23 protein-coding genes are annotated in these 24771 nt (G+C 59.5%); 6 read left to right on the top strand and 17 right to left on the bottom strand.

Annotated features, from left to right (window positions below):
- Positions 1–2: 2 nt before the first annotated feature.
- The 6 genes from ccoO (ACP7BE_RS00565) to ccoN (ACP7BE_RS00590) all read right to left on the bottom strand — a co-directional run bounded on the left by ccoO (ACP7BE_RS00565) (position 3) and on the right by ccoN (ACP7BE_RS00590) (position 5710).
- On the bottom strand, positions 3–614 hold the full coding sequence (ccoO, locus tag ACP7BE_RS00565; protein ID WP_016780305.1) for a cytochrome-c oxidase, cbb3-type subunit II: 612 nt from the start codon (positions 612–614) through the stop codon (positions 3–5).
- Positions 614–2056, bottom strand: a complete 1443-nt coding sequence (ccoN, locus tag ACP7BE_RS00570; RefSeq protein WP_095002754.1) for a cytochrome-c oxidase, cbb3-type subunit I — start codon at positions 2054–2056, stop codon at positions 614–616. The genes ccoO (ACP7BE_RS00565) and ccoN (ACP7BE_RS00570) overlap by 1 nt, the downstream gene beginning before the upstream one ends.
- Positions 2057–2524: 468 nt before the next feature.
- Positions 2525–3463, bottom strand: coding sequence for a cytochrome-c oxidase, cbb3-type subunit III (gene ccoP / locus ACP7BE_RS00575; protein WP_095018988.1), 939 nt, complete (start codon positions 3461–3463; stop codon positions 2525–2527).
- On the bottom strand, positions 3460–3651 hold the full coding sequence (locus ACP7BE_RS00580; protein WP_095002822.1) for a cbb3-type cytochrome oxidase subunit 3: 192 nt from the start codon (positions 3649–3651) through the stop codon (positions 3460–3462). Before ACP7BE_RS00580 ends, ccoP begins: the two co-directional genes overlap by 4 nt.
- Positions 3652–3666: 15 nt before the next feature.
- Positions 3667–4275, bottom strand: coding sequence for a cytochrome-c oxidase, cbb3-type subunit II (gene ccoO / locus ACP7BE_RS00585; RefSeq protein ID WP_095002752.1), 609 nt, complete (start codon positions 4273–4275; stop codon positions 3667–3669).
- 10 nt (positions 4276–4285) lie between these two features.
- Positions 4286–5710 (bottom strand): cytochrome-c oxidase, cbb3-type subunit I, encoded by a 1425-nt coding sequence (gene ccoN, locus ACP7BE_RS00590; protein WP_019826669.1) that lies wholly within the window; start codon positions 5708–5710, stop codon positions 4286–4288.
- A gap of 72 nt (positions 5711–5782) precedes the next feature.
- Here ccoN (ACP7BE_RS00590) and ACP7BE_RS00595 point away from each other — a divergent pair, with 72 nt between their 5' ends.
- Positions 5783–6466, top strand: a complete 684-nt coding sequence (locus ACP7BE_RS00595; RefSeq protein ID WP_095018987.1) for an alpha/beta family hydrolase — start codon at positions 5783–5785, stop codon at positions 6464–6466.
- Positions 6467–6549: 83 nt separating this feature from the next.
- Here the strand turns inward: ACP7BE_RS00595 and ACP7BE_RS00600 are convergent, their stop codons facing one another.
- From ACP7BE_RS00600 to acnA, 3 genes are all read right to left on the bottom strand, one after another.
- Positions 6550–8115: a methyl-accepting chemotaxis protein gene (locus ACP7BE_RS00600; RefSeq protein ID WP_426104254.1), complete on the bottom strand. Its 1566-nt coding sequence runs from the start codon at positions 8113–8115 to the stop codon at positions 6550–6552.
- An 80-nt stretch (positions 8116–8195) separates the two neighbouring features.
- On the bottom strand, positions 8196–8987 hold the full coding sequence (locus ACP7BE_RS00605; protein WP_095002749.1) for a CPBP family intramembrane glutamic endopeptidase: 792 nt from the start codon (positions 8985–8987) through the stop codon (positions 8196–8198).
- 173 nt (positions 8988–9160) lie between these two features.
- Positions 9161–11905: an aconitate hydratase AcnA gene (acnA, locus tag ACP7BE_RS00610; protein WP_095020214.1), complete on the bottom strand. Its 2745-nt coding sequence runs from the start codon at positions 11903–11905 to the stop codon at positions 9161–9163.
- Between the two features lie 204 nt (positions 11906–12109).
- On the opposite strand from acnA, the gene rlmM reads away from it, so the two are divergent.
- Together rlmM and tusA are read left to right on the top strand one after the other, a co-directional pair.
- Positions 12110–13189 carry a 23S rRNA (cytidine(2498)-2'-O)-methyltransferase RlmM gene (gene rlmM, locus ACP7BE_RS00615; protein WP_095018984.1) on the top strand — a complete coding sequence of 360 codons (1080 nt, stop codon included), beginning with the start codon at positions 12110–12112 and terminating at the stop codon, positions 13187–13189.
- A 14-nt stretch (positions 13190–13203) separates the two neighbouring features.
- On the top strand, positions 13204–13452 hold the full coding sequence (gene tusA / locus ACP7BE_RS00620; RefSeq protein WP_095002746.1) for a sulfurtransferase TusA: 249 nt from the start codon (positions 13204–13206) through the stop codon (positions 13450–13452).
- 118 nt (positions 13453–13570) lie between these two features.
- Here the strand turns inward: tusA and ACP7BE_RS00625 are convergent, their stop codons facing one another.
- Positions 13571–14971 (bottom strand): MATE family efflux transporter, encoded by a 1401-nt coding sequence (locus ACP7BE_RS00625; RefSeq protein WP_095002745.1) that lies wholly within the window; start codon positions 14969–14971, stop codon positions 13571–13573.
- A 174-nt stretch (positions 14972–15145) separates the two neighbouring features.
- Between ACP7BE_RS00625 and pdxB the strand changes: the two genes are divergently transcribed.
- The gene (pdxB, locus tag ACP7BE_RS00630; RefSeq protein ID WP_426104259.1) at positions 15146–16288 is read left to right on the top strand and encodes a 4-phosphoerythronate dehydrogenase PdxB; all 1143 of its coding nucleotides are present in this window, start codon (positions 15146–15148) and stop codon (positions 16286–16288) included.
- A gap of 92 nt (positions 16289–16380) precedes the next feature.
- On the opposite strand, the gene ACP7BE_RS00635 is transcribed toward pdxB, so the two are convergent.
- The gene (locus tag ACP7BE_RS00635) at positions 16381–16557 is read right to left on the bottom strand and encodes a PA1571 family protein (protein WP_165446486.1); all 177 of its coding nucleotides are present in this window, start codon (positions 16555–16557) and stop codon (positions 16381–16383) included.
- Between the two features lie 252 nt (positions 16558–16809).
- Between ACP7BE_RS00635 and ACP7BE_RS00640 the strand changes: the two genes are divergently transcribed.
- A complete protein-coding gene (locus ACP7BE_RS00640) occupies positions 16810–18567 on the top strand; it encodes an ABC transporter transmembrane domain-containing protein (protein WP_426104261.1) in 1758 nt (585 codons plus the stop codon).
- A 123-nt stretch (positions 18568–18690) separates the two neighbouring features.
- On the opposite strand, the gene ACP7BE_RS00645 is transcribed toward ACP7BE_RS00640, so the two are convergent.
- Both ACP7BE_RS00645 and ACP7BE_RS00650 read right to left on the bottom strand, forming a co-directional pair.
- Complete coding sequence (locus ACP7BE_RS00645; RefSeq protein WP_016780320.1) at positions 18691–18972, bottom strand: pyrimidine/purine nucleoside phosphorylase; 282 nt, start codon at positions 18970–18972, stop codon at positions 18691–18693.
- 79 nt (positions 18973–19051) lie between these two features.
- Complete coding sequence (locus tag ACP7BE_RS00650; protein WP_095018981.1) at positions 19052–19594, bottom strand: exonuclease domain-containing protein; 543 nt, start codon at positions 19592–19594, stop codon at positions 19052–19054.
- A gap of 189 nt (positions 19595–19783) precedes the next feature.
- Between ACP7BE_RS00650 and ACP7BE_RS00655 the strand changes: the two genes are divergently transcribed.
- Entirely contained in the window at positions 19784–20575 is a 792-nt protein-coding gene (locus ACP7BE_RS00655) for a substrate-binding periplasmic protein (protein WP_095018980.1), read from the top strand.
- 21 nt (positions 20576–20596) lie between these two features.
- Here the strand turns inward: ACP7BE_RS00655 and ACP7BE_RS00660 are convergent, their stop codons facing one another.
- The 4 genes from ACP7BE_RS00660 to dsbD all read right to left on the bottom strand — a co-directional run bounded on the left by ACP7BE_RS00660 (position 20597) and on the right by dsbD (position 24717).
- Positions 20597–21145: an RNA polymerase factor sigma-70 gene (locus ACP7BE_RS00660; protein WP_095002740.1), complete on the bottom strand. Its 549-nt coding sequence runs from the start codon at positions 21143–21145 to the stop codon at positions 20597–20599.
- 204 nt (positions 21146–21349) lie between these two features.
- The gene (dsbG, locus tag ACP7BE_RS00665; RefSeq protein WP_426104264.1) at positions 21350–22123 is read right to left on the bottom strand and encodes a thiol:disulfide interchange protein DsbG; all 774 of its coding nucleotides are present in this window, start codon (positions 22121–22123) and stop codon (positions 21350–21352) included.
- Entirely contained in the window at positions 22102–22974 is an 873-nt protein-coding gene (locus tag ACP7BE_RS00670) for a TlpA disulfide reductase family protein (protein WP_095002738.1), read from the bottom strand. Before ACP7BE_RS00670 ends, dsbG begins: the two co-directional genes overlap by 22 nt.
- Positions 22975–24717, bottom strand: a complete 1743-nt coding sequence (gene dsbD, locus ACP7BE_RS00675) for a protein-disulfide reductase DsbD (protein ID WP_095002737.1) — start codon at positions 24715–24717, stop codon at positions 22975–22977.
- Between the last annotated feature and the right edge of the window lie 54 nt (positions 24718–24771).

Raw genomic sequence — 24771 nt, forward strand, 5'->3', positions numbered from 1 at the left:
GATCACCGTTTGCTTTTGATGATGGTGCCCAAGCCCTGGAGGTAAGCCACCAGTGCGTCCATTTCGGTTTTGCCCTTCACTGCATCCTTGGCCCCGGCGATGTCTTCGTCGGTGTAAGGGACGCCAAGCGTGCGCAAGACTTCCATTTTTTTCGCGGTGTCCTTGCCGTCCAGCTTGCGCTCAACGAGGAACGGGTAAGCCGGCATGATCGATTCGGGCACGACGTTGCGCGGGTTGTACAAGTGCGCGCGCTGCCAGTCATCGGAGTAACGCCCGCCCACTCGGGCCAGGTCCGGGCCGGTGCGTTTGGAGCCCCACAGGAACGGGTGGTCCCACACGCTTTCACCGGCAACCGAATAGTGGCCATAGCGTTCGGTTTCGGCACGGAACGGACGGATCATCTGCGAGTGGCAGCCGACACAGCCGTTGGCGATATAAATGTCACGGCCTTCCAGTTCCAGCGCGCTACGCGGCTTCATGCCCTCGACCGGGGTGTTGGTCACGTCCTGGAAGAACAGCGGAACGATTTGGGTAAGGCCGCCGATGCTCACGGCGATAACCATGAAGAAGGCCATCAGGCCGATGTTCTTCTCGATTGTTTCGTGCTTGATCATCAGTGCGCTCCAACTACAGCGATCTTGGTCGCCGCTTCAGCTTCTACCGGGTTCGAGGCACGCACGGTGCGGAACACGTTGTAGGCCATGAACAGCATACCGCTGGCGAAAATGGCACCGCCAAGGGCGCGAACAATAAAGCCCGGGTGGCTGGCTTGCAGTGCTTCGACAAACGAGTAGGTCAGGGTGCCGTCGTCGTTGATCGCACGCCACATCAGGCCCTGGGTGATGCCGTTGACCCACATCGAGGCGATGTAGAGCACGGTACCGATAGTCGCCAGCCAGAAGTGAACGTTGATCAGGCCGGTGCTGTACATCTGCTTCTGGCCATAGACTTTGGGGATCATGTGGTACATGGCACCGATCGAAATCATCGCCACCCAGCCCAGAGCGCCGGCGTGTACGTGGCCGATGGTCCAGTCGGTGTAGTGCGACAGCGCGTTGACGGTCTTGATCGCCATCATCGGGCCTTCGAAGGTCGACATGCCGTAGAAGGCCAGGGATACCACGAGGAAGCGCAGGATCGGGTCGGTGCGCAGCTTATGCCAGGCGCCCGAGAGGGTCATCATGCCGTTGATCATGCCGCCCCAGCTGGGTGCCAGCAGGATGATCGACATCGCCATGCCCAGAGACTGGGCCCAGTCCGGCAGTGCGGTGTAGTGCAAGTGGTGCGGACCGGCCCAGATATACAGGGTGATCAGCGCCCAGAAGTGCACGATGGACAGGCGATAGGAGTAGATCGGACGTTCGGCCTGCTTGGGCACGAAGTAGTACATCATCCCCAAAAAGCCGGTAGTCAGGAAGAAACCTACCGCGTTATGGCCGTACCACCACTGAATCATGGCGTCAGTCGCACCGGCGTAAGCCGAGTAGGACTTGAAGAAGCTCACCGGCAGGGACGCGTGGTTGACGATATGCAGCATTGCCGTCACGACAATGAATGCACCGTAGAACCAGTTACCGACATAGATATGCTTGGTTTTACGCTTGGTGATGGTGCCGAAGAACACAATGCCGTAGGTCACCCAGACAATCGCCAGCAAAATAGCCAAAGGCCATTCCAGCTCGGCGTATTCTTTGGTGGTGGTGTAACCCAGTGGCAGGGTGATGATCGCGCCGACGATAACCGCTTGCCAACCCCAGAAGGTAAACGAGGCCAGCGAATCGGAGATCAGTCGTGTCTGGCAGGTTCGCTGCACGACGTAGTAGGAGGTGCCAAACAATGCACAGCCACCAAAGGCAAAGATCACAAGGTTGGTATGCAGGGGACGCAGACGGCCGAAGGTCGTCCACTCGAGGCCAAGGTTCAATTCAGGCCACACAAGCTGTGACGCGATGAAAACCCCGAGCCCCATGCCAAGGATCCCCCAGACCACCGTCATGATGGCGAACTGGCGGACTACCTTATAGTTATAAGCAGTCGGGCTGATTGCTGTGCTCATTCTAAGGTTCCACGGTTTAGGTATTTTATTAGGATAAAAATCGGTCGCAAGTATGTATAAAGCGTAGGGCTATTGCAACGAACCATGACCCCGGTCAATGCTTTCCAAGGCTTGTTCTGCGGCCTTTCCATGCGCGGAGTAAGGTCAAAGTGACCTCGCCAAAAACGCCGCATGCAGGGCAAAAGTGGAGGGGTCGAGGCGGGCGGGTTGAGGTGGGGGCAAGGCGCGGCAAACATCGTAATGCACGATAGCCGGTGCAAACCCACCATTGTGGCCCGTAACGCTGCCCTTCAACTTACCGGTTAGTTTCACTTGACGTGGCGCTGCACAGATCCGGCTCACACAAGCGTTGAGCTTAGTCCTGAATGGCGGGAGAGCAATGGCGGGGCTGAAAGAGGTGCGACACTTGGTCGCGCTTTGAGGCGGGAACTGCCGCACCAAAATGATGCGGCAGGAAATGTCCGGTAATTATTCGGCTGTTTTTTCCTCTTGATTACCGTGTGACAAGCTGAACACGTAGGCCGCCAGCAGCTGTACCTTGTCGTTGCCCAACAAATCGTTTTGCGCAGGCATGTGGCCCTGACGGCCGTGGCGAATGGTTTGTTGCAATTGCGCCAGGCTGGTGCCGTAGATAAAACCGGCAGGTTGGGTCAGGTCTGGCGCGCCCATCAGCGGCATGCCTTTACCGTTTGCCCCGTGGCAGGCCACGCAAGTGGTTTCGTAGGCTTGCTTGCCAGCCGTCAGATCGACAGTGGCGCCTTCAGGGAGGGGCAGGCCCGCCAGGTCGTGGCGTACATAGGCGGCGACGTTTTTGACTCCGTTTTCACCCAGTACTTCACCCCAGGCCGGCATTGCCGCGATGCGACCGCCCATGATGGTGGCCTTGATCGTGTCGGCGTCGCCGCCCCAGCGCCAGGTGTTGTCGGCCAGGTTAGGGAAGCCGAAAGCGCCCTTGGCATCCGAGCCGTGGCACACCGAGCAGTTGGAAGCAAACAGGCGCCCGCCCATTTTCAGTGCTGCCGGATCCTGAGCGACTTGTTCAACGGGCATGGAGGCATATTTGGCGTAGATGGGCCCAAATTTGGCGTCCGCCTTGTCCATTTCCTTTTCCCACTCATGTACACCGGTCCAGCCATTCTCATAGCCGGGCAGCAGGCCTTTCCAGTTGCCCAGGCCCGGGTACAGGATCAGGTAGCCCACGGCAAATACCAGCGTGCCGACGAACAACATGAACCACCATTGTGGCAGCGGGTTGTCGTACTCCTCGATGCCGTCAAAGCTGTGGCCCATGGTTTCGACCGTATCGCTTTTGGTCTCGCCCTTGCGCGTGCTGACCAGCAGCCAGGTCAGGCCGATCAGCGTGCCGATAGTCAGCACGCATATGTACAGACTCCAGAAGGTGGTCATGCTTTTTTACTCCTAGACGCTTGTTCTTTCTCGACGTGTTGAATCGCCTCTGGATCGTCCTTGAATGGCAGTAAGGTCGCGTCTTCAAACTCCGATTTGCGTCGCGGGCTGAACACCCACAGCGCCAGGCCTATAAACGCCACGGCCACCACCACGGTGCCCAGGCCGCGAATCATTCCACTACTCATCTCCAAGACCATGGCTCACCTCTTGCTCTTGATGGCAGTGCCCAGCACTTGCAGGTAGGCGACCAGAGCGTCCATCTCGGTCTTGCCCTGCACGGACTGCTTGGCGTTGGCGATGTCTTCGTCGGTGTAAGGCACGCCCAGGGTGCGCATCACTTCGAGTTTTTTCTCGGTATGGCTGCTGTCTACCGGCGAGGCCACCAGCCATGGGTAAGCTGGCATTTTTGATTCGGGCACGACGTTGCGCGGGTTGTACAAGTGCGCGCGGTGCCAGTCATCCGAATAGCGGCCACCGACGCGGGCCAGGTCCGGCCCGGTGCGCTTGGAACCCCACAGGAAGGGGTGATCCCACACGCTCTCACCGGCTACCGAGTAGTGACCATAACGCTCGGTCTCGGCACGGAACGGACGGATCATCTGCGAGTGGCACTGCACGCAGCCTTCACGGATGTAGATGTCGCGACCTTCCAGTTGCAGTGCGGTGTAAGGCTTCATGCCCTCCACCGGGGTGTTGGTCACGTCTTCAAAGAACAGCGGGACGATTTGCGTCAGGCCGCCCACGCTTACGCACAGGATCATCAGCAACAGCATCAGGCCGATATTTTTTTCAACGACTTCGTGTTTCATTGCCAACTCCTCAGGCCATCTGCGCGGCGGCTACGACTTCAGCGGGCTCGGCGTTACGCACGGTGCGCCAAGTGTTGTAAGCCATCAGCAACATGCCGCTGAAGAAGATTGCACCACCGACCAGTCGCACGACATAGCCCGGGTGGCTGGCCACCAGAGTTTCGACGAAGGAGTAAGTCAGCGTGCCGTCTTCGTTGACTGCGCGCCACATCAGGCCCTGGGCAATGCCGTTGACCCACATCGAGGCGATGTAGAGCACGGTGCCGATGGTGGCCAGCCAGAAGTGCGCGTTGATCAGGCCCAGGCTGTACATCTGCGGGCGGCCGAAGATTTTCGGGATCATGTGGTACAGCGCGCCGATCGAAATCATCGCCACCCAGCCCAGGGCACCGGCGTGTACGTGGCCGATGGTCCAGTCGGTGTAGTGGGAGAGGGCGTTGACGGTCTTAATTGCCATCATCGGGCCTTCGAAGGTCGACATGCCGTAGAAGGCCAGGGACACCACGAGGAAGCGCAGGATCGGATCGCTGCGCAGCTTATGCCAGGCGCCCGAGAGGGTCATCATGCCGTTGATCATGCCGCCCCAGCTCGGTGCCAGCAGAATCAGCGACATCACCATGCCCAGCGACTGCGCCCAGTCCGGCAGCGCGGTGTAGTGCAGGTGGTGGGGGCCCGCCCAGATGTACAGGGTGATCAATGCCCAGAAGTGCACGATGGACAGGCGATAGGAGTAGATCGGACGTTCGGCCTGTTTAGGCACGAAGTAGTACATCATCCCCAAGAAGCCAGCCGTCAGGAAAAAACCCACAGCGTTATGCCCGTACCACCACTGCACCATGGCGTCAGTGGCGCCACCGTAGAGCGAGTAGGACTTGGTGAAACTGACCGGGATTTCCAGGTTATTGACGATGTGCAAAATCGCCACGGTCACGATAAACGCGCCGAAGAACCAGTTGCCCACGTAAATATGCTTGGTCTTGCGCTTCATGATCGTGCCGAAGAACACGATGGCGTAGGCCACCCAGACAATGGTGATCAAAATGTCGATCGGCCATTCCAGCTCGGCGTATTCCTTGGAGCTGGTGTAACCCAGCGGCAGGCTGATGGCCGCCAGGACGATGACCAGCTGCCAGCCCCAGAAGGTAAACGCCGCGATTTTCGGCGAAAACAGGGTGGCCTGGCAGGTGCGTTGCACCGAGTAGAATGAGGCCGCGAACAGCGCGCAGCCGCCGAAGGCGAAAATCACCGCGTTGGTGTGCAATGGGCGCAGGCGCCCGAAACTGGTCCAAGGCAAATTGAAGTTAAGTTCTGGCCAAACCAACTGCGCGGCGAGAAAAACGCCGAGCCCCATACCGACGATGCCCCAAACCACCGTCATAATGGCAAATTGGCGGACCACCTTGTAGTTATAGGCGGTACTTGTAGAAGTGTTCATGGTTCCCCATCCACGGTTCAGGCGCGTCAAACGCACGCCTGGAGTTATAGGCAGACTAAAAGCGAGGCAAGCATGGTCGTAGCGGGCAAGGCCGGTATTGACGGGGATCAATGGGCGCAGTGCGTGCAGGACAGGGGCTGGCTGTGGAATGGCGCGTCAGCGGGTTCAACCGCGACCCTTATCCTGGCCCACGGCGCGGGTGCGCCGATGGACAGCAGCTGGATGAACGGCATGGCTGCACGCCTTGCTGCACGCGGGGTGAGCGTGTTGCGCTTCGAGTTCCCGTATATGGCGCAGCGCCGTCTCGATAATGGTAAAAGGCCTCCTAATCAGCAGGCGAAACTGCTCGAAAGCTGGCGTGAAGTTTTTACCGAGGTGCGACGGCATGTCGCTGGGCCATTAGCCATTGGCGGCAAGTCAATGGGTGGGCGTATGGCCAGTCTGCTGGCCGATGAGCTGCAAGTGGACGCGCTGGTGTGCCTGGGTTATCCGTTCTATGCCGCAGGCAAGCCGGAAAAACCCCGGGTGGCGCACCTGGCTGAATTGGCAACGCCGACGTTGATCGTACAAGGCGAGCGCGATGCCTTGGGCAACCGCGAAGCGGTAGAGACCTACACGCTGGCGCCGGGCATTGAAGTGTCGTGGCTGGTATCGGGGGATCACGACCTTAAGCCGTTGAAGGCCTCCGGGTTTACCCATGAGCAGCATCTGGATGCGGCGGCGGACCGGATTGCGCGGTGGTTGCAGCAACCTTGAACGATTTGTGGGAGCGAGCCTGCTCGCGATTGGATCGCTGCGGCGTGTTGATGCCATCGCGAGCAGGCTCGCTCCCACAAGGCTTAGCGGTTAAACCGCTCCACCAGCGAATACTGGGTGTTGACGGTCTGGGTCAGTTCTTCGCTGAGCAGCGCCGAATGCTGCGCCTGCTCTGAGGTCTGGTCAGCCAGGTCGGCAATGGTGCTGATATTGCGGCTGATTTCTTCAGCCACGGCGCTTTGCTCCTCGGTCGCTGCCGCGATCTGGGTGGTCATGTCGGTGATATTGGCCACCGCTTCGCTGATGCCCACCAGTGCCTGATCTGCTTCCAGTACCCGCGCTACGCCTTCTTCCGCCTGACGATGGCCAGCGTCCATGGTTTGCACCGCGGTGGCTGCTGTCTGCTGCAGCTTGGCGATCAGGCTGTGAATCTGCCCGGTCGAAGCGCTGGTGCGTTGCGCCAGCTGGCGCACTTCGTCAGCCACCACGGCGAAGCCCCGGCCCATTTCTCCAGCCCGTGCCGCTTCGATGGCGGCGTTCAGGGCCAGCAGGTTGGTCTGGTCGGCAATACCCTTGATCACATCGACCACGCCGCCGATCTCGTCACTGTCCTTGGCCAGTTGCGTTACCGTGGCCCCGGTTTCACCCACCACAACCGACAGGCGCTGGATCGCTTCGCGGGTTTCGCCGGCAATATCGCGATCGCGGCTGGTCAGACGGTTGGCTTCCTGGGTCGCGTCGGCAGTGCGCTGCACATGGCTGGCCACTTCCTGGGTGGTGGCAGCCATCTGGTTGACGGCGGTGGCCACTTGCTCAGTCTCGACGCGCTGGCGCTCCAGTCCGGTCGAGCTTTTGTGCGCCAGAATGTCGGACTGACGGGCCTGGCCGCTGAGGTGTTCGGCGGTATCCTGCAGGCGTGTCAGGCAGGTCTTCAGGCGCGCTTCCTGGCTCAGGATGGACATTTCCAGACGCGCTTGCGGGCCACGGCTGTCGGTGTACATCTGGGCAATCAACGGGTCGGAGGTGGTCTGCTCGGCCAGACGCAGCAGGCGTTTGACCCCGCGCTGTTGCCAGCTCAGGCCCAGCAGCCCCAACGGTATCGACAGCAGGGCTGCCAGGGCAAAACCCCAGCTCGAATTGAGCATGGCGCCAATCATGAAGCTCAATTGGCTGACCAGGATAAAGGGCAGCCAGTCCTGCAGCACCGGCAGCCACTTATCGCGCTGAGGCACCGCGGATTTGCCGCGGTTGAGGCGTGTGTACAGGGCTTCGGCGCGGCGGATCTGTTCGGCCGTTGGCTTGACCCGCACAGACTCGTAGCCCACTACCTGCTCATTCTCGAAAACCGGCGTTACATAGGCGTTAACCCAGTAATGGTCGCCGTTTTTGCAGCGGTTTTTGACGATGCCCATCCACGGCGAACCCTTTTTCAGGGTGCTCCACATATGCTCGAAGACTGCTGAGGGCACGTCCGGGTGGCGCACCAGATTGTGCGGCGCGCGTATCAGCTCCTCACGCGAAAACCCGCTGATTTCCCTGAACGCATCGTTGCAGTAGGTGATCACGCCTTTGGCATCGGTCGTGGAAATCAACCGTTGTTGCGCGGGGAATGTGCGTTCGCGTTGAGTGATGGGCTGGTTGTTACGCATGTCGTTTCAATCCGCAAGACTTTGACAGGCTGTCGGCATGCTCAAGGAATTGTTTAATTTATATTTCAGGCCCCTGGCCGTCAGGGGGCGAGCATCGGGTAGGTAAAAAACAGGAAATGCAGCACATTGAGGCCAAAGTGGGTGGCGATCGCCGCACCCAGCCCGCCAAAGCGGTAGGCCAGGCCGTAACCGACACCGGCCAGCCCGGCCAGTAGCATCCATTGCCAGCCGGCGGGTGCATGGGCCAGGCCAAACAGTATCGAGGCCAGCACCAGCGCAATGCTCTGCCCATGGGGCAGCAACTTGAACTTGCGGCTAAGTCCGCCCTGGATGTAACCGCGAAACAGCGCTTCTTCAACCAGGGTTACCAGCAGTAGATTATTCAGCAGCCAGAGGGTGCTCTGATGAGGCCATTTCGGTGCCCAGGCAATCATGCCCAGCAGCATCGCTCCGCCCAGCGCCGCAATGGCGGCCAGGGCCAGACCCATTGCAGTGGCCCCCAGGGATACCCGCCAGGCAAAGCGCGGTGCTATCCAGGGGCATACCAGCAGCAGCCAGAAGCCAATCAGCGGTTTGTCCAGATTGAAGTACATCGAGAAGGGCACGGCATCAGGGGTCAGTCGCGTGGGGGTGATGGCGCGACCGTTATGGAAACCTGGCAGCCAGTGCAAGGCCAGCGCCAGCGCCAGCAGCACAAACAAGGCATGCCCGGCATAGCGCAGCAAATGGCTTTTGTTCTGCGCAACGGCAAACCCGCTGACAGTCAACAAGGCTAGCGCGATGAGGGTTTGAGCGCCTAATTGCCCGTAGCTGAGGGCAAGGCCGTAGCCCAGGGTCAGTAGTGCCAGATAAGGCCAGGGCAAAGCAATCATGTGAATCCTTGCAATCGTTAAAAAACACCCCGGATCCAGTCCGGGGTGCGCAAGTATAACGATTCGTGGCCCTGTGGGAGCGGGCTCGCTCGCGATGGCATCACCTCGGCCTGGCTGACAGACCGTGTAGTCCGAATCGCGAGCAAGCCCGCTCCCACAAGGTTGAGGTGCGTCTATGAAGCAATCAGCTGACGCAGCACATAGTGCAAAATCCCTCCGGCCTTGAAGTATTCCACCTCGTTAAGGGTATCGATCCTGCAGAGCACTTCGACTTTTTCCTGGCTGCCGTCCTCGCGGGTGATCACCAGGGTCAGGTTCATTCGCGGTTGCAGTTCGGTACCGGTCAACCCGAGGATATCCAGGGTTTCCTTGCCTGTAATGTTCAGGCTTTTGCGGTTCTGATCGAGCTTGAACTGCAAGGGCAGCACGCCCATGCCCACCAGGTTGGAGCGGTGGATGCGCTCGAAACTCTCGGCAATCACCGCCTTGACCCCCAACAGGTTGGTGCCCTTGGCCGCCCAGTCGCGGCTTGAGCCAGTACCGTATTCCTGGCCGGCTATCACCACCAGCGGAGTGCCTGAGGCCTGGTAACGCATGGCCGCGTCAAAGATCGGCAGTTTTTCACCGGTGGGGATGTAGATCGTATTGCCGCCTTCTTCGCCGCCGAGCATTTCGTTGCGAATGCGAATATTGGCGAAGGTACCGCGCATCATCACTTCATGGTTGCCACGCCGCGAGCCGTAAGAGTTGAAGTCCCGTGGTTCTACGCCCTTGTCGCGCAAGTAGCGCCCGGCGGGGCTGTCAGCCTTGATATTGCCGGCCGGGGAAATATGGTCGGTGGTGACCGAGTCACCCAGCAACGCAAGGATGTTTGCGCCTTTGACGTCGGCAATCACCGGTAGTGGCCCGCTGATTTCGTCGAAGAACGGCGGATGCTGGATGTAGGTCGAGTCCTCTTGCCAGACATAAGTTGCGGCTTGCGGCACTTCGATGGCTTGCCACTGTTCGTCGCCGGCAAACACCTCGGCGTATTCCTTGTGGAACATGCCTGTGGTCACCTGGGCCACGGCGTCGGCGATTTCTTTCTGGCTGGGCCAGATATCGCGCAGGTACACCGGTTTGCCGTCTTTTCCGGTCCCCAGCGGTTCACGGCTGATATCAATGCGTACTGTGCCCGCAAGGGCATAGGCCACCACCAGGGGTGGTGAGGCCAGCCAGTTGGTTTTCACCAGCGGATGCACGCGCCCCTCAAAGTTGCGGTTGCCCGACAGCACTGAAGCCACGGTCAGGTCGGACTGGGTAATGGCCTTTTCGATCGGCTCGGGCAGTGGCCCGGAATTGCCGATACAGGTGGTGCAGCCGTAGCCCACCAGGGCAAAGCCCAACTGGTCGAGGTACGGGGTCAGGCCGGCGGCCGCGTAGTAATCGGTGACTACCTTGGAGCCCGGTGCCAGCGACGTCTTGACCCACGGTTGGCGTGTCAGGCCTTTTTCGACGGCTTTTTTGGCCACCAGGCCTGCGGCCATCATCACACTGGGGTTCGAGGTGTTGGTGCAGGACGTAATGGCGGCAATCACCACAGCGCCGTTTTTCAGGCGATAGGTATGGCCTTCGTAACTATAGTCCGCTTCACCGATCAAGTCGGCATTGCCCACGGCAACACCGCCGCCACCTTCGCTTTCGAGGCGACCTTCCTCTTTTTTAGTGGCCGGCTTGAATTGCAGGCTGAGAAAGTCGTCGAAAGCTTGCCCGACATCGGGCAGTGCAACCCGGTCTTGCGGTCGTTTTGGCCCGGCCAGGCTGGCTTCGACGGTGCCCATGTCCAGAGCCAGGGTTTCGCTGAAAACCGGCTCCTGGCCTGCGACCCGCCATAGCCCTTGGGCCTTGCAGTAAGCCTCGACCAGTTTGACTGTGGCCTCTGGGCGGCCTGAAAGACGCAGGTAATCCAGGGTGATCTCATCCACCGGGAAAAACCCGCAGGTGGCGCCGTATTCCGGGGCCATATTGGCAAGCGTGGCACGGTCGGCCAGCGGCAGATCCGCCAGGCCATCGCCATAGAATTCTACGAACTTGCCGACCACACCCTTGCTGCGCAGCATTTGCGTCACGGTCAGCACCAGGTCGGTGGCGGTGATGCCTTCTTTGAGCTTGCCGCTGAGCTTGAAGCCCACGACTTCGGGGATCAGCATCGACACGGGCTGGCCCAGCATGGCCGCTTCGGCTTCAATGCCGCCCACGCCCCAGCCCAGCACACCCAGGCCATTGATCATGGTGGTATGGGAGTCGGTGCCTACCAGGGTGTCGGGGAAGGCGTAGGTGCGGCCGTCTTCATCCTTGGTCCAGACCGTGCGGCCCAGGTATTCCAGGTTCACCTGATGGCAAATCCCGGTACCGGGTGGGACCACGCTGAAATTGTCGAAGGCATTTTGACCCCAGCGTAAAAACGCATAGCGTTCGCCGTTGCGCTCCATCTCTATATCGACGTTTTGCTCGAAGGCGCTGGCGCTGGCAAACCGGTCGACCATCACCGAGTGGTCAATTACCAGGTCCACGGGGGACAGCGGGTTGATACGTTGCGGATCACCCCCGGCTTTGGCCATGGCGGCGCGCATGGCGGCCAGGTCGACCACTGCCGGTACGCCGGTGAAGTCCTGCATCAGCACCCGCGCAGGGCGGTACTGGATTTCCCGGTCGCTGCGCCGTGCCTTGAGCCAGGCGGCCAGAGCTTTGAGGTCGGGCTCGGTGACGGTTTTACCGTCTTCCCAGCGCAGCAGGTTTTCCAGCAGCACTTTGAGTGACATGGGTAGCCTGCTCAAATCGCCGAGTGATTTGGCGGCGAGGGCAAGGCTGAAATAGTGATAAGTCTTATCGTCGACTTTTAGTGTGGCTAGGGTGTTCAGGCTATCGAGGGAGGACATGAAATGACTCCTTTAGACGGATCACGTGGCACAAGCAGAGCTTCTAACCTAGCTCTGATTAGGGGCTGTGGCTAATAACTGGACTGTCTATGCGGGTTCAAGGTTCCGAACTCGGCTATCATGCCGACCTTTTCGTGACAGTCCTTGCGCCAAATCAAGGATGCGCAGCCGGGCAATTCCTGCCCGCTGCCCAGGAGTAATTCAATGAACACCGTTTTTATGCACTGCCGGCCCGGGTTTGAAGGCGAAGTCTGCTCGGAAATCGCCGAGCACGCCGCCCGCCTTAATGTGGCTGGCTACGCCAAGGCCAAGCCTGGCACTGCCTGTGCCGAGTTTGTGTGCACTGAAGAGGGCGGCGCTGAACGGCTGATGAACAGCTTGCGTTTTGCCGAACTGATTTTCCCGCGTCAATGGGCTCGTGGCGGCTTTGTCGAGCTGCCGGAGACCGACCGGATCAGCGTGATCCTCGAACACATGGCCGACTTCCCGGTGTGTGGCAGCCTGTGGCTGGAAATCGTCGACACCAATGACGGCAAGGAACTGTCCAACTTCTGCAAAAAGTTCGACGGTCATCTGCGCAAAGCGCTGATCAAGGCCGGCAAACTGACTGAAGAAGAGGACGGGAGCAAACCGCGCCTGCTGCTGACGTTTAAAAGTGGTCGTGAAGTGTTTCTTGGCCTGGCCCCGGCCAACAACTCGGCCATGTGGCCCATGGGCATCCCGCGCCTGAAATTCCCCCGCGAAGCGCCTAGCCGTTCAACCCTCAAGCTTGAAGAGGCCTGGCACCATTTTATCCCCCGCGACCAGTGGGACGAGCGCCTGCACAGCGACATGACCGGTGTTGACCTTGGCGCTGCGCCGGGTGGCTGGACCTGGCAACTGGTCAACCGTGGCATGATCGTGACTGCCATCGACAATGGCCCTATGGCTGAAAGCCTGATGGATACCGGTCTGGTGCAGCACTTGATGGCCGATGGCTTTACCTTCAAGCCCAAGCAGCCGGTGGACTGGATGGTCTGCGATATTGTGGAGAAACCGGCGCGCAATGCGGCCATGCTCGAAGAGTGGATTGGTGAAGGTCATTGCCGTGAAGCGGTAGTCAACTTGAAGCTGCCGATGAAACAGCGTTACGCCGAAGTACGCCGTTTGCTCGACCGTATTGCAGACGGTTTCAAGGCACGCGGCATTCAGGTTGAAATCGGCTGCAAGCAGCTGTACCACGACCGTGAAGAAGTGACCTGCCATTTGCGTCGACTGGACGTTAAAAAAACCAAATCTCGCTGATCGGGGAGTAAGTGATGAGTTTTACCGACCTGCCGGTTGACGGCACCCTGGACGCTACCGGCCTGAACTGCCCGGAGCCGGTGATGATGCTGCACCAATATATTCGCGACCTGGCGCCGGGTGGCTTGTTGAAAGTCATTGCGACGGATCCTTCGACCCGCCGCGACATTCCCAAGTTCTGCGTGTTTCTGGACCATGAGCTGGTGGGCCAGCAGGAAGAGGCGGGCACGTACCTGTACTGGATCCGCAAGAAGCAGGATTGACGGCGCCCATAGCAATTGCGCCGGTCTTGTGGGAGCGGGCTTGCTCGCGATGCAGGCGCCACGGTCTGTCAGGCAAACCACGCTGATGCCATCGCGGGCAAGCCCGCTGCCACCGCATTTATGTGCGGCGGCGGATATGTTTTTTCGCACTGCGCGCCAACCGCACACCCAGCATCAGTGCCGCGCAGGTCAGGCCAACGATCAAGCCCTGCCATAGCCCGCTCGGGCCATTGGCCGGGCCGAACCAGTCGGTCAGCCCCAGGGCGTAGCCCACCGGCAAACCAATCCCCCAGTAGGCAAACAGGGTCAGGATCATCGTCACTCGTGTGTCCTGATAACCGCGCAGGGCACCGGCAGCGGTGACCTGGATCACGTCCGAAAACTGATACAGCGCAGCAAACATCAACAGCATGGTCGCCACCTCGATCACCATGGGATCGGCGGTGTAGACGGTGGCAATCTGCTCACGCAACAACAGAATCAGACTGGCGGAAATCGCTGCCCAGACCAGTGCGGTGCCCATGCCCACGCCCGCTACAAAGCGTGCCTCGCGCGGTTGCTGGCGGCCCAGGGCCTGACCCACGCGCACGGTAATCGCCATACCCAGTGAGTATGGAATCATAAAGACCAGCGAACTGAAGTTCAGGGCGATTTGATGGCCCGCCACCACCGTGGCCCCCAAACTGCCGATCAACAGCGCAATCACCGCAAAAATGCTCGATTCGGCAAAGACTGCGATGCCAATCGGCAAGCCCACACTGAGCAAACGCTTGAGGATCGCCCATTTTGGCCATTCAAAATGGCTGTAGACCTTACTCGACTGGTAGATGGCCCCTCTGAACGTCCAGACCGCCATGCCCAGAGCCATAAACCACATCACAATGGCCGTGGCCCAGCCGCAGCCCACGCCGCCCATGGCCGGGACGCCAAAGTGGCCATAGATGAAGATGTAGTTGATCGGGATATTCAGTGCCAGGGCACTGAGCCCCAGGATCATGCTTGGCCGGGTTTTTCCCAGGCCATCGCTGAAATTACGCAACACGCAATACAGCCCCACGGCGGGCATGCCGCTGGCGATCCCGTGCAGGTAACCCATGCTGGGGGTGATCAGCTCAGGGTCGACCTTCATCAGATGCAATAGCGGCTCGGCCGCGATCAGGATCAACGCTGCGCACAGGCCGGTAATCAGTGCCAGCCACAGTGCCTGGCGTACGATGGGGCCGATTTCGCCGTGTGCATTGGCGCCAAACCGCTGGGCGACCTTGGGCGTGGTCGCCAGCAGAATGCCGGACATCAACAAAAACACCGGAACCCAGATCGAGTTGCCCAGTGCCACGGCGGCCAGATCCCGAGGGCCGACGCGCCCGGCCATCACGGCATCGACAAAACCCATGGCCGTGGTTGCGATCTGCGAAATGATGATGGGAAATGCCAGCGCCAACAGCGCGCGCACCTCGGTGCGTACCCGGGCCGGGCGGCTGACAGGGAGGGAAGAGGGGGGGTGAGTCACAGAGTTCACTGGCTTGTATCCACAGGGTTAAACGCGCAAAGCCGGGGATTGTACGCCTGACCATGTGGTCAGTTAATAGCGAGTTGTAGGCCCTTTGTAAGCGTGCCCGCAAGTACCTGCACACCCGGCTGGCCCATTGCGCGTAACAACGCCTACACTGCCACTCCGCGAAAGGAGCCTGCCATGTTGATTGTTGCTGATGAAAATATTCCGCTGATCGAAGAATTTTTTGCTGACTTCGGTGAAATACGCCGCTTGCCGGGGCGCCAGATCAACCGTGCAGACGTTCACGATGCCGATGTTTTGCTGGTGCGCTCGGTGACCAAAGTGGACCGCGAGCTGCTCGAAGGCAGTGCAGTGCGGTTTGTCGGAACCTGCACCATCGGCACTGATCACCTGGCGCTGGATTACTTCCAGCAGTCTGGTATCCACTGGTCCAGTGCTCCTGGCTGCAATGCCCGTGGCGTCGTGGACTACGTGCTCGGCAGCCTGCTGACGCTGGCTGAAATCGAAGGCGCCGACTTGACCCAGCGCACCTACGGCGTGATTGGTGCCGGTGAAGTGGGCGGTCGCCTGGTCAACGTCTTGCGTTCACTGGGCTTCAATGTGCTGGTTTGCGACCCGGTGCGGGCGGCGGCCGAGGGCGGTGACTATGTCAGCCTTGAGCACGTGATCGAGCAGTGCGATGTACTCAGCCTGCATACGCCGCTGGACAGGACCGGCGATTACCCGACCTGGCATCTGCTTGATCAGCAGCGGCTGGAACAGCTGAAACCGGGTACCTGGCTGATCAACGCCAGCCGCGGCCCGGTGGTGGATAATGCCGCGCTGCGTGAAGTTTTGACCCGCCGGGATGATCTGCAAGCGGTAATCGATGTATGGGAGGGTGAGCCGCAAGTAGACCGCGAACTGGCGGATCTGTGCGTGCTGGCCACCCCGCATATTGCCGGCTACAGCCTGGATGGCAAACAGCGGGGTACGGCACAGATTTATCAGGCATTGTGCGATTTTCTGGGGCATAGCCCTGAAGTCAAACTGGCCGACCTGCTGCCGTCCCCCTGGCTGGCCAAGGTTGAACTGAGTGCTGATAGCGACCCGGCATGGGCCCTGGCCATGCTCTGTCGCGGTGTGTACGACCCGCGCCGTGACGATGCCGACTTTCGCCGCAGTTTGAGTGGAACCGTCCAGGAACAAAAGCTGGCATTCGACGGGCTGCGCAAAAACTACCCGATTCGCCGCGAAATTGAAGGCTTGCCGGTGCATATCGCGGGTGATTCAGTGGCCCTGAAGCAACTGGTAAAAGCCTTGGGCGCCGTGCCGGTCTGAATGTGCAGGCCTAAAAAAACCGGCCCTACGCAGTAAGGCCGGTCAGTGACGCGAATGCTGTTTAATCATGTACAGGGTCTTGTTGGCAAGGATCAGCCCTTGCGTGATGGCGTGACCAGGCGTTGCTCCAGCTCATGGCAGGCGTCCTGGATCATCGCCTCGGTGATCAGGATCTCCTGACCATTTTCGTCGATAAACGCGCACCCCAGAGATTGCTGTGGCTGGGTACGAATCACCGGTACGGCTTGAGCGTTCTGTTGCAAATCCATGGCCTGTCTCCTCATCAGGGTGTAGCGCTACTGTAGATCCGCTTAATGACCAAGCTGTTACAAACTTGGCGACCACCCCAGTCCAACAGAAATATCCTGAAACTTCCAGCCCGACTTTAGAACATTACTGTCTAGGGTTTGTGGTGACAGGTCATATTCAAAACGAGTGAGAAAGATTTACCAGTTTTAGGCGAGCTTCGTTGTAGGCTGTGTAAGGCTTTTTACGCTGATCCACACTGCGGATACCCTCCCATGCTTTCATCCCGTCATCGCCGCGCCATTCGTCTGGCAGCGCATTTTCTTGCACCCTATCGTTGGCAGGCTCTTGGCGCCCTGCTGGCGCTGATTGTTACGGCGGGTATTACCTTGTCGATGGGGCAGGGCATCCGTCTATTGGTCGACAAGGGTTTCATGACCCAGTCAGCGCATTTGCTAAACCAGTCCATCGGCTTTTTTCTGTTGCTGGTGCTGGGCTTGTCAGTGGGCACTTTCGTGCGCTTTTACCTGGTGTCATGGATCGGTGAACGGGTGGTCGCCGATATTCGGCGCCAGGTGTTCAATCACCTGATCGGTCTGCACCCGGGGTTCTACGAGAACAACCGCAGCTCGGAAATCCAGTCGCGCCTGACCACGGATACGACCTTGCTGCAGTCGGTGATCGGTTCATCGCTGTCGTTGTTCCTGCGCAACAGCCTGATGGTGATCGGCGGCGTGGTGCTGTTGTTTGTCACCAACCCCAAGCTCACCAGTATCGTGGTGGTGGCCTTGCCACTGGTGCTGGTGCCCATCCTGTTTTTTGGTCGCCGGGTGCGCAGTCTGTCGCGGCAGAGCCAGGACCGTATCGCTGATGTCGGCAGTTATGTCGCCGAGGCCCTGGGCCAGATCAAGACGGTGCAGGCTTATAACCATCAACAGCAAGACCAGCAACGCTTTGCCAGTACCGTGGAGCAGGCGTTTGCCACTGCCCGCAAACGCATCCTGCAACGGGCGTGGTTGATCACGCTGGTGATCTTGCTGGTGCTGGGCGCCGTGGGGGTGATGCTGTGGGTCGGCGGCATGGACGTGATCGCCGGGCGCATCACCGGCGGCGAGCTGGCCGCCTTTGTGTTTTACAGCCTGGTGGTGGGCAGCGCATTCGGCACCCTGAGCGAAGTGATTGGCGAGTTGCAACAGGCGGCGGGCGCGGCCGAGCGAATTGCCGAGCTGTTGCAGGCGAAAAGCTTGATCCTGCCACCGAGCACGGATTTGCGCGTGTTACCCGCACGGGTGAAGGGCAATTTGCAGCTTGAAAACTTGCGCTTTTCTTACCCTTCACGGCCCGAAAGCCATGCGATCGATGGCCTGAGCCTGACGATCAATGCGGGAGAAACCCTGGCGCTGGTCGGCCCTTCCGGGGCGGGCAAGTCAACATTGTTCGACTTGTTGCTGCGCTTTTACGATCCGCAACAAGGGCAAATCCTGCTTGAAGGGCAGCCGATCACTCAGCTTGACCCGCAAGACCTGCGTCGTTGTTTTGCCCTGGTGGCGCAAACACCTGCGCTGTTTTTCGGCACCATTGAAGACAACATCCGGTATGGCAATGCCGGGGCCAGCGATGAGCAGGTCCAGGCTGCGGCGCGAATTGCCCACGCCCACGACTTTATCCTGCAAATGCCCGAGGGTTACAAAACCCACTTGGGTGATGGCGGCCTGGGCTTGTCGGGCGGTCAACGCCAGCGTCTGGCGATTGCCCGGGCGTTGCTGGTGGATGCGCCGATCCTGTTGCTGGATGAGGCCACCAGTGCCCTGGATGCCCAAAGCGAGCATCTGATCCAGCAGGCTTTGCCGAGCCTGATGCAAGGCCGTACCACGCTGGTGATTGCCCACCGTCTGGCCACCGTGCAAAACGCTGATCGTATCGCGGTAATGGATCAGGGCAAGCTGGTCGCCATCGGCACCCATGCCCAATTAATCGCCGCCAACCCGCTGTATGCACGGTTGGCGGCGTTGCAGTTCAACGTAGGGGTGTAGCTGTGGGAGCGGGCTTGCTCGCGATGGCATCAACGCGATTCAACAGACAGACCGGGTCGTCTGTATCGCGAGCAAGCCCGCTCCCACATGGCAGCATCAAGACAGTTGCTGCCAGAGGGAGATTTAGCGGTACTCACACAGGTAAGCGGTATCCACTGCGACCTTGAGCTGGAACTTGCTGTTGGCCGGCACGTTGAACTGGCTGCCGGTCTTGAAAGTTTCATATTCGCTGCTGCCCGGCAACTTGACGCTCAGCTCGCCCGAGACCACGTGCATGATTTCACGCTCGGCGGTGCCGAACTCGTATTCACCTGCAGCCATGACGCCAATGGTGGCCTTGCCTTCGGTTTGGGCGAAGGCAATCGACTTGACGGTGCCGTCGAAGTATTCGTTGACTTTAAACATGGCGATTCCTCGGAATGGGCTAAAAAGGGCTGGCCAGTATGCAGAAGCGGTTTTATCCCGTCACGCCCTTTTATGGCCGTCACCCCTTGAGCACCAGGGGCAATAAACGCGCAGTATTACGGGCATCTTCCAGGGCCCGGTGCTGTTGACCATTGAATTGCATTCCGGCCAGTTGCAACGCGCTGTTCAGGCCCAGCGGCTGCTTTAACTGGCGGGCCCTGGCAAATTGCTGCTTGAGGTTCATATGCGGCAATTGCTGCAGGGCGCTGTGCAGTTGTTTGTGCTGCCATTCCTGTTCCAGTTGTTTTCGGTCGTACTCGCCCCAGCTGGCCCAGCCTTCAAGCTTGGGCAGGTGCTGGCCGAGCCAGCGTTCAAATTGCTCCCAAACCAAAGGCATCGATGCAGCGGCATCAATCTTGGCCTGGGTGATGCGGGTCAGTTGCCGACAGAACGGGGTCAACAGCGGACGACGTTGCGGGCGAATAAATCGCTGAAAATGATCCACCTCACGACCTGCGCGGGTGACCACGCTGGCGCCGATTTCGATCACTTCCATTTCCTCCAGGGGCCAGCCGCCATCATCGGTAGTGGCTTCCAGGTCAATTACCAGCCAGTGAGGCATGTGCAGCTTCCTTTAACAGCATCGGCGTTGAAGTTGGAGCGTAGCTAAAACACTGAGCACGGTGCTTATTTTGTAGTGGGCCAGTCGACCCCTTGCTTGCTAGTCTATATGCGCTTTAATGGTGTGCGTGCCCGATCTCAGGTCGTGTGTCGATCAATAAGTTCCAGCCATGAACGGCGTCAGGTGTGTATGGTTTTGAAGTGTTCGCCAATTCAATTGGCCCACAGCCTGTTGCTGACCCTGGGAATGGGCTGGCTGGCACCGGTGTGGGCGATTCAGGAAATCAGGGTTGGAGCTGCGCACTTTCCGCCTTATATCGTACGTCCCGAGCGCGGCACCGACACGGGCCTGTTGTCGCAACTGCTTGCAGCCCTCAACCAGTTGCAAGGCGATTACCGCTTTGTCCTTGTGCCCAGTTCCATTGCCCGGCGTGTGCGTGACTTCGAGCGTGGGCGGGTGGACATGCTGATGTTCGAGAACCCGGCCTGGGGCTGGCAGGCGTTCTCCTATGCTGCAGTTGATATGGGCCTGGAAGACGCTGAAGTGTTTGTTGCCCGGCAGCATCCTGACCGTGAACAAGGCTATTTTGATGACCTCAAGGGCAAGCGCCTCGCCCTGTACAGCGGCTATCACTATGCCTTTGCCGGGTTCAACGCCTCGCCGAAGTTTCTCACCGAGACCTTCGGCGCAACCCTGACCTATTCCCACGAAAGCAATTTATTGATGGTCTTGAGGGGGCGGGCGGATATTGCCTTGATGACACGTTCCAACCTGATCGACATGCTGGGCTGCGACCCGCAGGCCAAGGCGCAGGTGATGGTGTCAGAGCGTATCGACCAGACTTATCGTCACTTCGCCCTGCTACGGCCACAGGCACCGATCCAGAGTCAGCAGTTTGCACAAATGCTGCAAAAGCTGCGCGACAACGGCCAGTTGAAGGCGATTTTTGCGCCTTACAAAATTGCCGTGGTTGAGATGTAGGAAGGTGCAAGCCCGGTTGTATCAACGCCGCGCGTAGGTATCTGCGTGGGTGCCCGACACTGCGCGGCAATGGATCAGGGCATCGCGGATCATGAAGTTGACCAGGGTGGGAGATACGCCCAGTTCCTTGGCAATATCTTTTTGCTGTACGCCATGCAGGCGATACATCTCGAAGGCATAACGGGTACGGCTTGGCAGCTCGGTGAGTGCCACCGCGATATGTTCCAGAGTCGAGAAATTGATCAGCGAGGTTTCCGGGGAGGCGCCGTGGATCACCACGTTCATGCCTTCTTCTTCGGTGCCGGAGTATTTTTGCTCCAGCGCCTGCTTGCGGTAGTGGTCAATTGCCAGGTTACGCACGATCTGGAACAGGTAGCTCAGTTGTGCCTTGAACGATGAAGTGATCTGCGGCGCGGACTGCAAACGGAAGAAGGCATCCTGAACCACATCTTCAGCCCGGTATCGGCAGCCCGTTATGCGGGCTGCGATTTTGACCAGGACCAGTCGGTTATCAACAAAGGCTTGAAGTAGGGGTGAGTCGCACTTGCCTGTGGACATTGGTTCCGTCATGGAGATCACCTGCTGCGAATGAGTGAGTGAGGACCTCTTCGTGGGAAGCGTCCTACACAGCTGTTCACAAGCTAGGCTTAATGATAATGATTGTCAATTGAGAAATAGAATTAATAGCGCTGCAGGTGGTGAACTGAGACATGCCTCACGCCAGCATCGGCGTGGGCTGCGAACGCTTTGTAGCGCGATCGCAGCCCTCGGGTTTTACTTGGGCCCCAGGATCTGGACCAGTTTCTCCGGCGATGGCGCGCCTTGCTGCTGTTGCAGGTTGCCTTGTGCGTCCTGGTAGAAAATGGCCGGGGTGGCGGCCACGTCCAGCTCTTCCATCAACTTGGCATTGGCATCGAGCTTGGCTTGAATGTCAGCCGGGATTTTGGCCAGGGGCTTGAGGCTACTGGTCTTGCCGGCTTTTTCGTGTTCGTGCAGGGCTTGCTGCGGGTCCTTGGCGGCCAGCAGGGCGGCAGATTTGGCCGGGCTGTCTTCGCGGATGATGCCCACCATGATATGGCGCAATTGCACTTTGCCCGAGTCAACCCAAGGGCGGGCCTGCTCCCAGAACATGTTGCAGTACGGGCAGTTGGGGTCGCTGAACAAGTACACGATACGCGGTGCATCCGCCTTGCCGTCGGCAATCCAGTTGCTCTTCTCCATTTCGCCCCAGACCTGCTTGGCCATCGGCTCGTACACCAGCTTTTGCAGGGGCGCCAGGCTCAGGTCTTTGCCGTCGGCATCATACAAATTACCCACCAGAACGTTACCGTCCTGGGTCAGGTACAGCGCCATGCCACGGTTCTGGTACTGGGCGGCATAGCCACGCAAGCCGCCGGGAGCATCGAAGCTGCCAATGATTTTTGCACCCTTGGCTTCAATCTTCTTGATCGCCGGCGGCAGCTCTTCTGCCTGCAATACAGGCGATTGCAGGAGCGCAGCTCCCAGCAGGGAGGCCATGCCCAGGGTTAGCAGTTTGCGGTTAAACATTTTTGCTCATTCCTTGCAGGGTCGACCTGTTGGGCCGACATTGAATGGTTCAGATTGAAAGGCTCCATGGCCCGGGCCAGACTGGCTTTTGACAGCTCGCCCAAATGACTGCCCAGCAGTCGACCATCAGCGCTGTAGAACAGCGTAGTCGGCAGGGCCATCGAACCGACTTTTTGTGCCAACTGGCCGCCGCTGTCGAACAGCACGTTGCTGAGGTTCAGACCCTGGGTTTCAAGGAAGGTGCTGACGCTCTGCATGCTCTCGCCCTGATTGACGAACAGGAAGGTCACGTTTTGATGTTGATGCTGGGCGTTTTGCAGCACCGGCATTTCGCGCCGGCACGGCGGGCACCAGGTGGCCCACAGATTGATCACCAGCGGGCCGCCCTGATAGCTGCTCAACTGCACCGACTCGCCATTGGCATTGCGCAATACCATTTCCGGCAGGCGCGTGCCTTTTTCGTAAAGGCTGGACGACAGGCTGGCCAGCAGCCAGAACGCCAGCCCGCTGGCCAGCCCCCAACCCAGCGGGCGACGCAAACCGGCGCGGCGCCAGCCCCAGATAAGCCCACCCAGCAGTACCGCCACCAACCCCGGCCACAGTAAAAAACCGCCATCGCGCAGGTCGAGAATTTGCAGCGGGTCGTCCTTGAAGTAGCGCCAGTAGCTGAGCACAAAGCCGATGCGCGCGCTCAGCAAACCCAGTAAGAACAGGCTGAACAGCACTGATTCGGGGTTTTCACCACCGCGTTTGGCCACACGCCACCCCACCAGTGTCGCCAGGGCAAGGGCCAGTATCAGCAGCAAGTGGTTGATGGCCAGCGCAAACGAACCGATGGTCAGGGTCAGCATTTAGAGGAGTTCCCGAGTGGCGTTCCAGTTATTCAAAAAGGTCTGGGCGTTGACTTCGCCAGTGATGCGTTGTCCGCGCCGCTCAACACCATTGGGGCCGATCCAGACAAAACTGGGCGGGCCGGGTACTTGATAGCGGCTGAGCAGCTCGCGGCTGGCGACATTATCGGCGGTCACGTCAAGACGCAACAGGCGCACGCCTTGCAGGGCATCCATCACCTGGGGTTTGGCAAATACCTGCTTCTCCATGACCTTGCATGACACGCACCAGTCGGCGTAGTAGTCGAGCATCACCCATTGGCCTGCTGCCTTGGCATCTGCCAGCTCGCGGTCCAGGCTGGCCGGGTCCTTGAGGGTGATAAAGGCGTCATGGGCGGAGTTTGTCGTGCTCCCCGCCACGGTTGTGGCGGTATACACCTGCAGCGGTTGCCACAGCTCGGTCCCGCCCCCGGCCGCTCCCACCAGCAACAGGCTGCCCCACAGGCCGGCCAGCAGGCTGAGCGGGCGGAACAGCGGTTTGGCGCGAAGGAATGCCTGTGCCTGTTGCCACAGGCTGGACGCCAGAACGACCAGCAGCACGCCCCACAAACCGACCCACAAGGATTCATCGAGGACCGGGCGTACCAGCAGCAGCGCAGTACCCAGGAACAAAAAGCCGAACAGGCCTTTCATCAGGTTCATCCACGCACCTGGCTTGGGCAGGAAACGGCTGCCCACGGTGACCAGCAGCAACAACGGCACGCCAATGCCCAGGCCCATCACAAACAGCACCAGGCCACCTTCAACGGCGTTGCCGCTTTGCGCGATATACAACAGGGCACCGGCCAGCGGTGCGGTCATGCAGGGGCCCACCAGCAGGCCAGAGAGGGCGCCCAGAATACCCGCACCCAGCAAGCTGCCGCCCTTGCGGCCACGCCCGGCGCTTTCCAGGCGGTCACGCAGGCCCGCAGGCAGTTGCAGTTCAAAAAAACCGAACATCGGCAGTGCCAGCACCACGAACAGGGCAGCAAAACTGCCCAGCAACCAGGGTTGTTGCAGCAACGCCTGCAAGTTGGCGCCGAGCAGGGCCGCCAGCACGCCCAGCCCTGCATACACCAGCGCCATGCTGATCACATAACTGCCGGCCACGGCAAAACCGCGCCCGGCCGTGGCGCCACTGCCCACCACCAGCCCGGCCAGAATCGGCAGCATGGGCAGCGAGCAAGGCGTAAAGGCCAGCAGCAGGCCCAGGCCGAAGAACAGCAGCAGGCTCCAGCCCAGGGAGCGCTGCTGCAAGGTGGCCGCCAGCGACTGGTCCTGGGCCTGACCCTGCGCTGCGGCAGACTGCATGCCGCCCAAATCGATGGTCCGGCTTTGTGGCGGATAGCACAGGCCGGCATCGGCGCAGCCTTGCCAGCTGACCTTGACCTGACCGCTGGCACCTGCCGGAATCACTAGCGCAACGTTGTCGCGATAAACCTCTGTGGCGCCAAAAAACTCATCGCTGTGTTCCAGCCCTTTTGGCAGCTCGGGTGTGTGTGCGGCATCCAGCCCGTCAAACTTGAAGCGTTTTTGATACAAATAGTACTTGTCGGCTATTTTCCACTGCAGGCGGGTTTCACCAGAGGGCAGATCTTCGCTGCTGAACACAAACGCCTTGGCGACCGGAAGGAAGTCCGGCTTTTGTGCAAACGGATCTTCACTGGCATGCGCCTGGCTAAAACCGGCGACCAGCAGCAGGAGAAAGAAAAACAAACGAGACATGCGCCCAACCTTGGAGTGTACGGATACGCCACACCTTGGCGGGCGTTGATTAAC

The organism is Pseudomonas sp. TWR1-1-3 (assembly GCF_049896805.1).
In the GTDB taxonomy this organism is placed as follows: domain Bacteria; phylum Pseudomonadota; class Gammaproteobacteria; order Pseudomonadales; family Pseudomonadaceae; genus Aquipseudomonas; species Aquipseudomonas bubulae.

Coding starts and splice junctions, on each gene's coding strand:
- ccoN (WP_095002754.1), bottom strand. CDS start 2,056: ATGAGCACAGCAATCAGCCCGACTGCTTATAACTATAAGGTAGTCCGC.
- tusA (WP_095002746.1), top strand. CDS start 13,204: ATGAGTTTTACCGACCTGCCGGTTGACGGCACCCTGGACGCTACCGGC.
- ACP7BE_RS00600 (WP_426104254.1), bottom strand. CDS start 8,115: ATGCGTAACAACCAGCCCATCACTCAACGCGAACGCACATTCCCCGCG.
- ACP7BE_RS00655 (WP_095018980.1), top strand. CDS start 19,784: ATGGTTTTGAAGTGTTCGCCAATTCAATTGGCCCACAGCCTGTTGCTG.
- ccoO (WP_095002752.1), bottom strand. CDS start 4,275: ATGAAACACGAAGTCGTTGAAAAAAATATCGGCCTGATGCTGTTGCTG.
- acnA (WP_095020214.1), bottom strand. CDS start 11,905: ATGTCCTCCCTCGATAGCCTGAACACCCTAGCCACACTAAAAGTCGAC.
- dsbD (WP_095002737.1), bottom strand. CDS start 24,717: ATGTCTCGTTTGTTTTTCTTTCTCCTGCTGCTGGTCGCCGGTTTTAGC.
- ACP7BE_RS00670 (WP_095002738.1), bottom strand. CDS start 22,974: ATGCTGACCCTGACCATCGGTTCGTTTGCGCTGGCCATCAACCACTTG.
- ACP7BE_RS00635 (WP_165446486.1), bottom strand. CDS start 16,557: ATGGATTTGCAACAGAACGCTCAAGCCGTACCGGTGATTCGTACCCAG.
- ACP7BE_RS00580 (WP_095002822.1), bottom strand. CDS start 3,651: ATGAGTAGTGGAATGATTCGCGGCCTGGGCACCGTGGTGGTGGCCGTG.
- ACP7BE_RS00645 (WP_016780320.1), bottom strand. CDS start 18,972: ATGTTTAAAGTCAACGAATACTTCGACGGCACCGTCAAGTCGATTGCC.
- ACP7BE_RS00660 (WP_095002740.1), bottom strand. CDS start 21,145: ATGACGGAACCAATGTCCACAGGCAAGTGCGACTCACCCCTACTTCAA.
- dsbG (WP_426104264.1), bottom strand. CDS start 22,123: ATGTTTAACCGCAAACTGCTAACCCTGGGCATGGCCTCCCTGCTGGGA.
- ACP7BE_RS00640 (WP_426104261.1), top strand. CDS start 16,810: ATGCTTTCATCCCGTCATCGCCGCGCCATTCGTCTGGCAGCGCATTTT.
- rlmM (WP_095018984.1), top strand. CDS start 12,110: ATGAACACCGTTTTTATGCACTGCCGGCCCGGGTTTGAAGGCGAAGTC.
- ccoN (WP_019826669.1), bottom strand. CDS start 5,710: ATGAACACTTCTACAAGTACCGCCTATAACTACAAGGTGGTCCGCCAA.
- ccoO (WP_016780305.1), bottom strand. CDS start 614: ATGATCAAGCACGAAACAATCGAGAAGAACATCGGCCTGATGGCCTTC.
- ccoP (WP_095018988.1), bottom strand. CDS start 3,463: ATGACCACCTTCTGGAGTCTGTACATATGCGTGCTGACTATCGGCACG.
- pdxB (WP_426104259.1), top strand. CDS start 15,146: ATGTTGATTGTTGCTGATGAAAATATTCCGCTGATCGAAGAATTTTTT.
- ACP7BE_RS00650 (WP_095018981.1), bottom strand. CDS start 19,594: ATGCCTCACTGGCTGGTAATTGACCTGGAAGCCACTACCGATGATGGC.
- ACP7BE_RS00595 (WP_095018987.1), top strand. CDS start 5,783: ATGGTCGTAGCGGGCAAGGCCGGTATTGACGGGGATCAATGGGCGCAG.
- ACP7BE_RS00605 (WP_095002749.1), bottom strand. CDS start 8,987: ATGATTGCTTTGCCCTGGCCTTATCTGGCACTACTGACCCTGGGCTAC.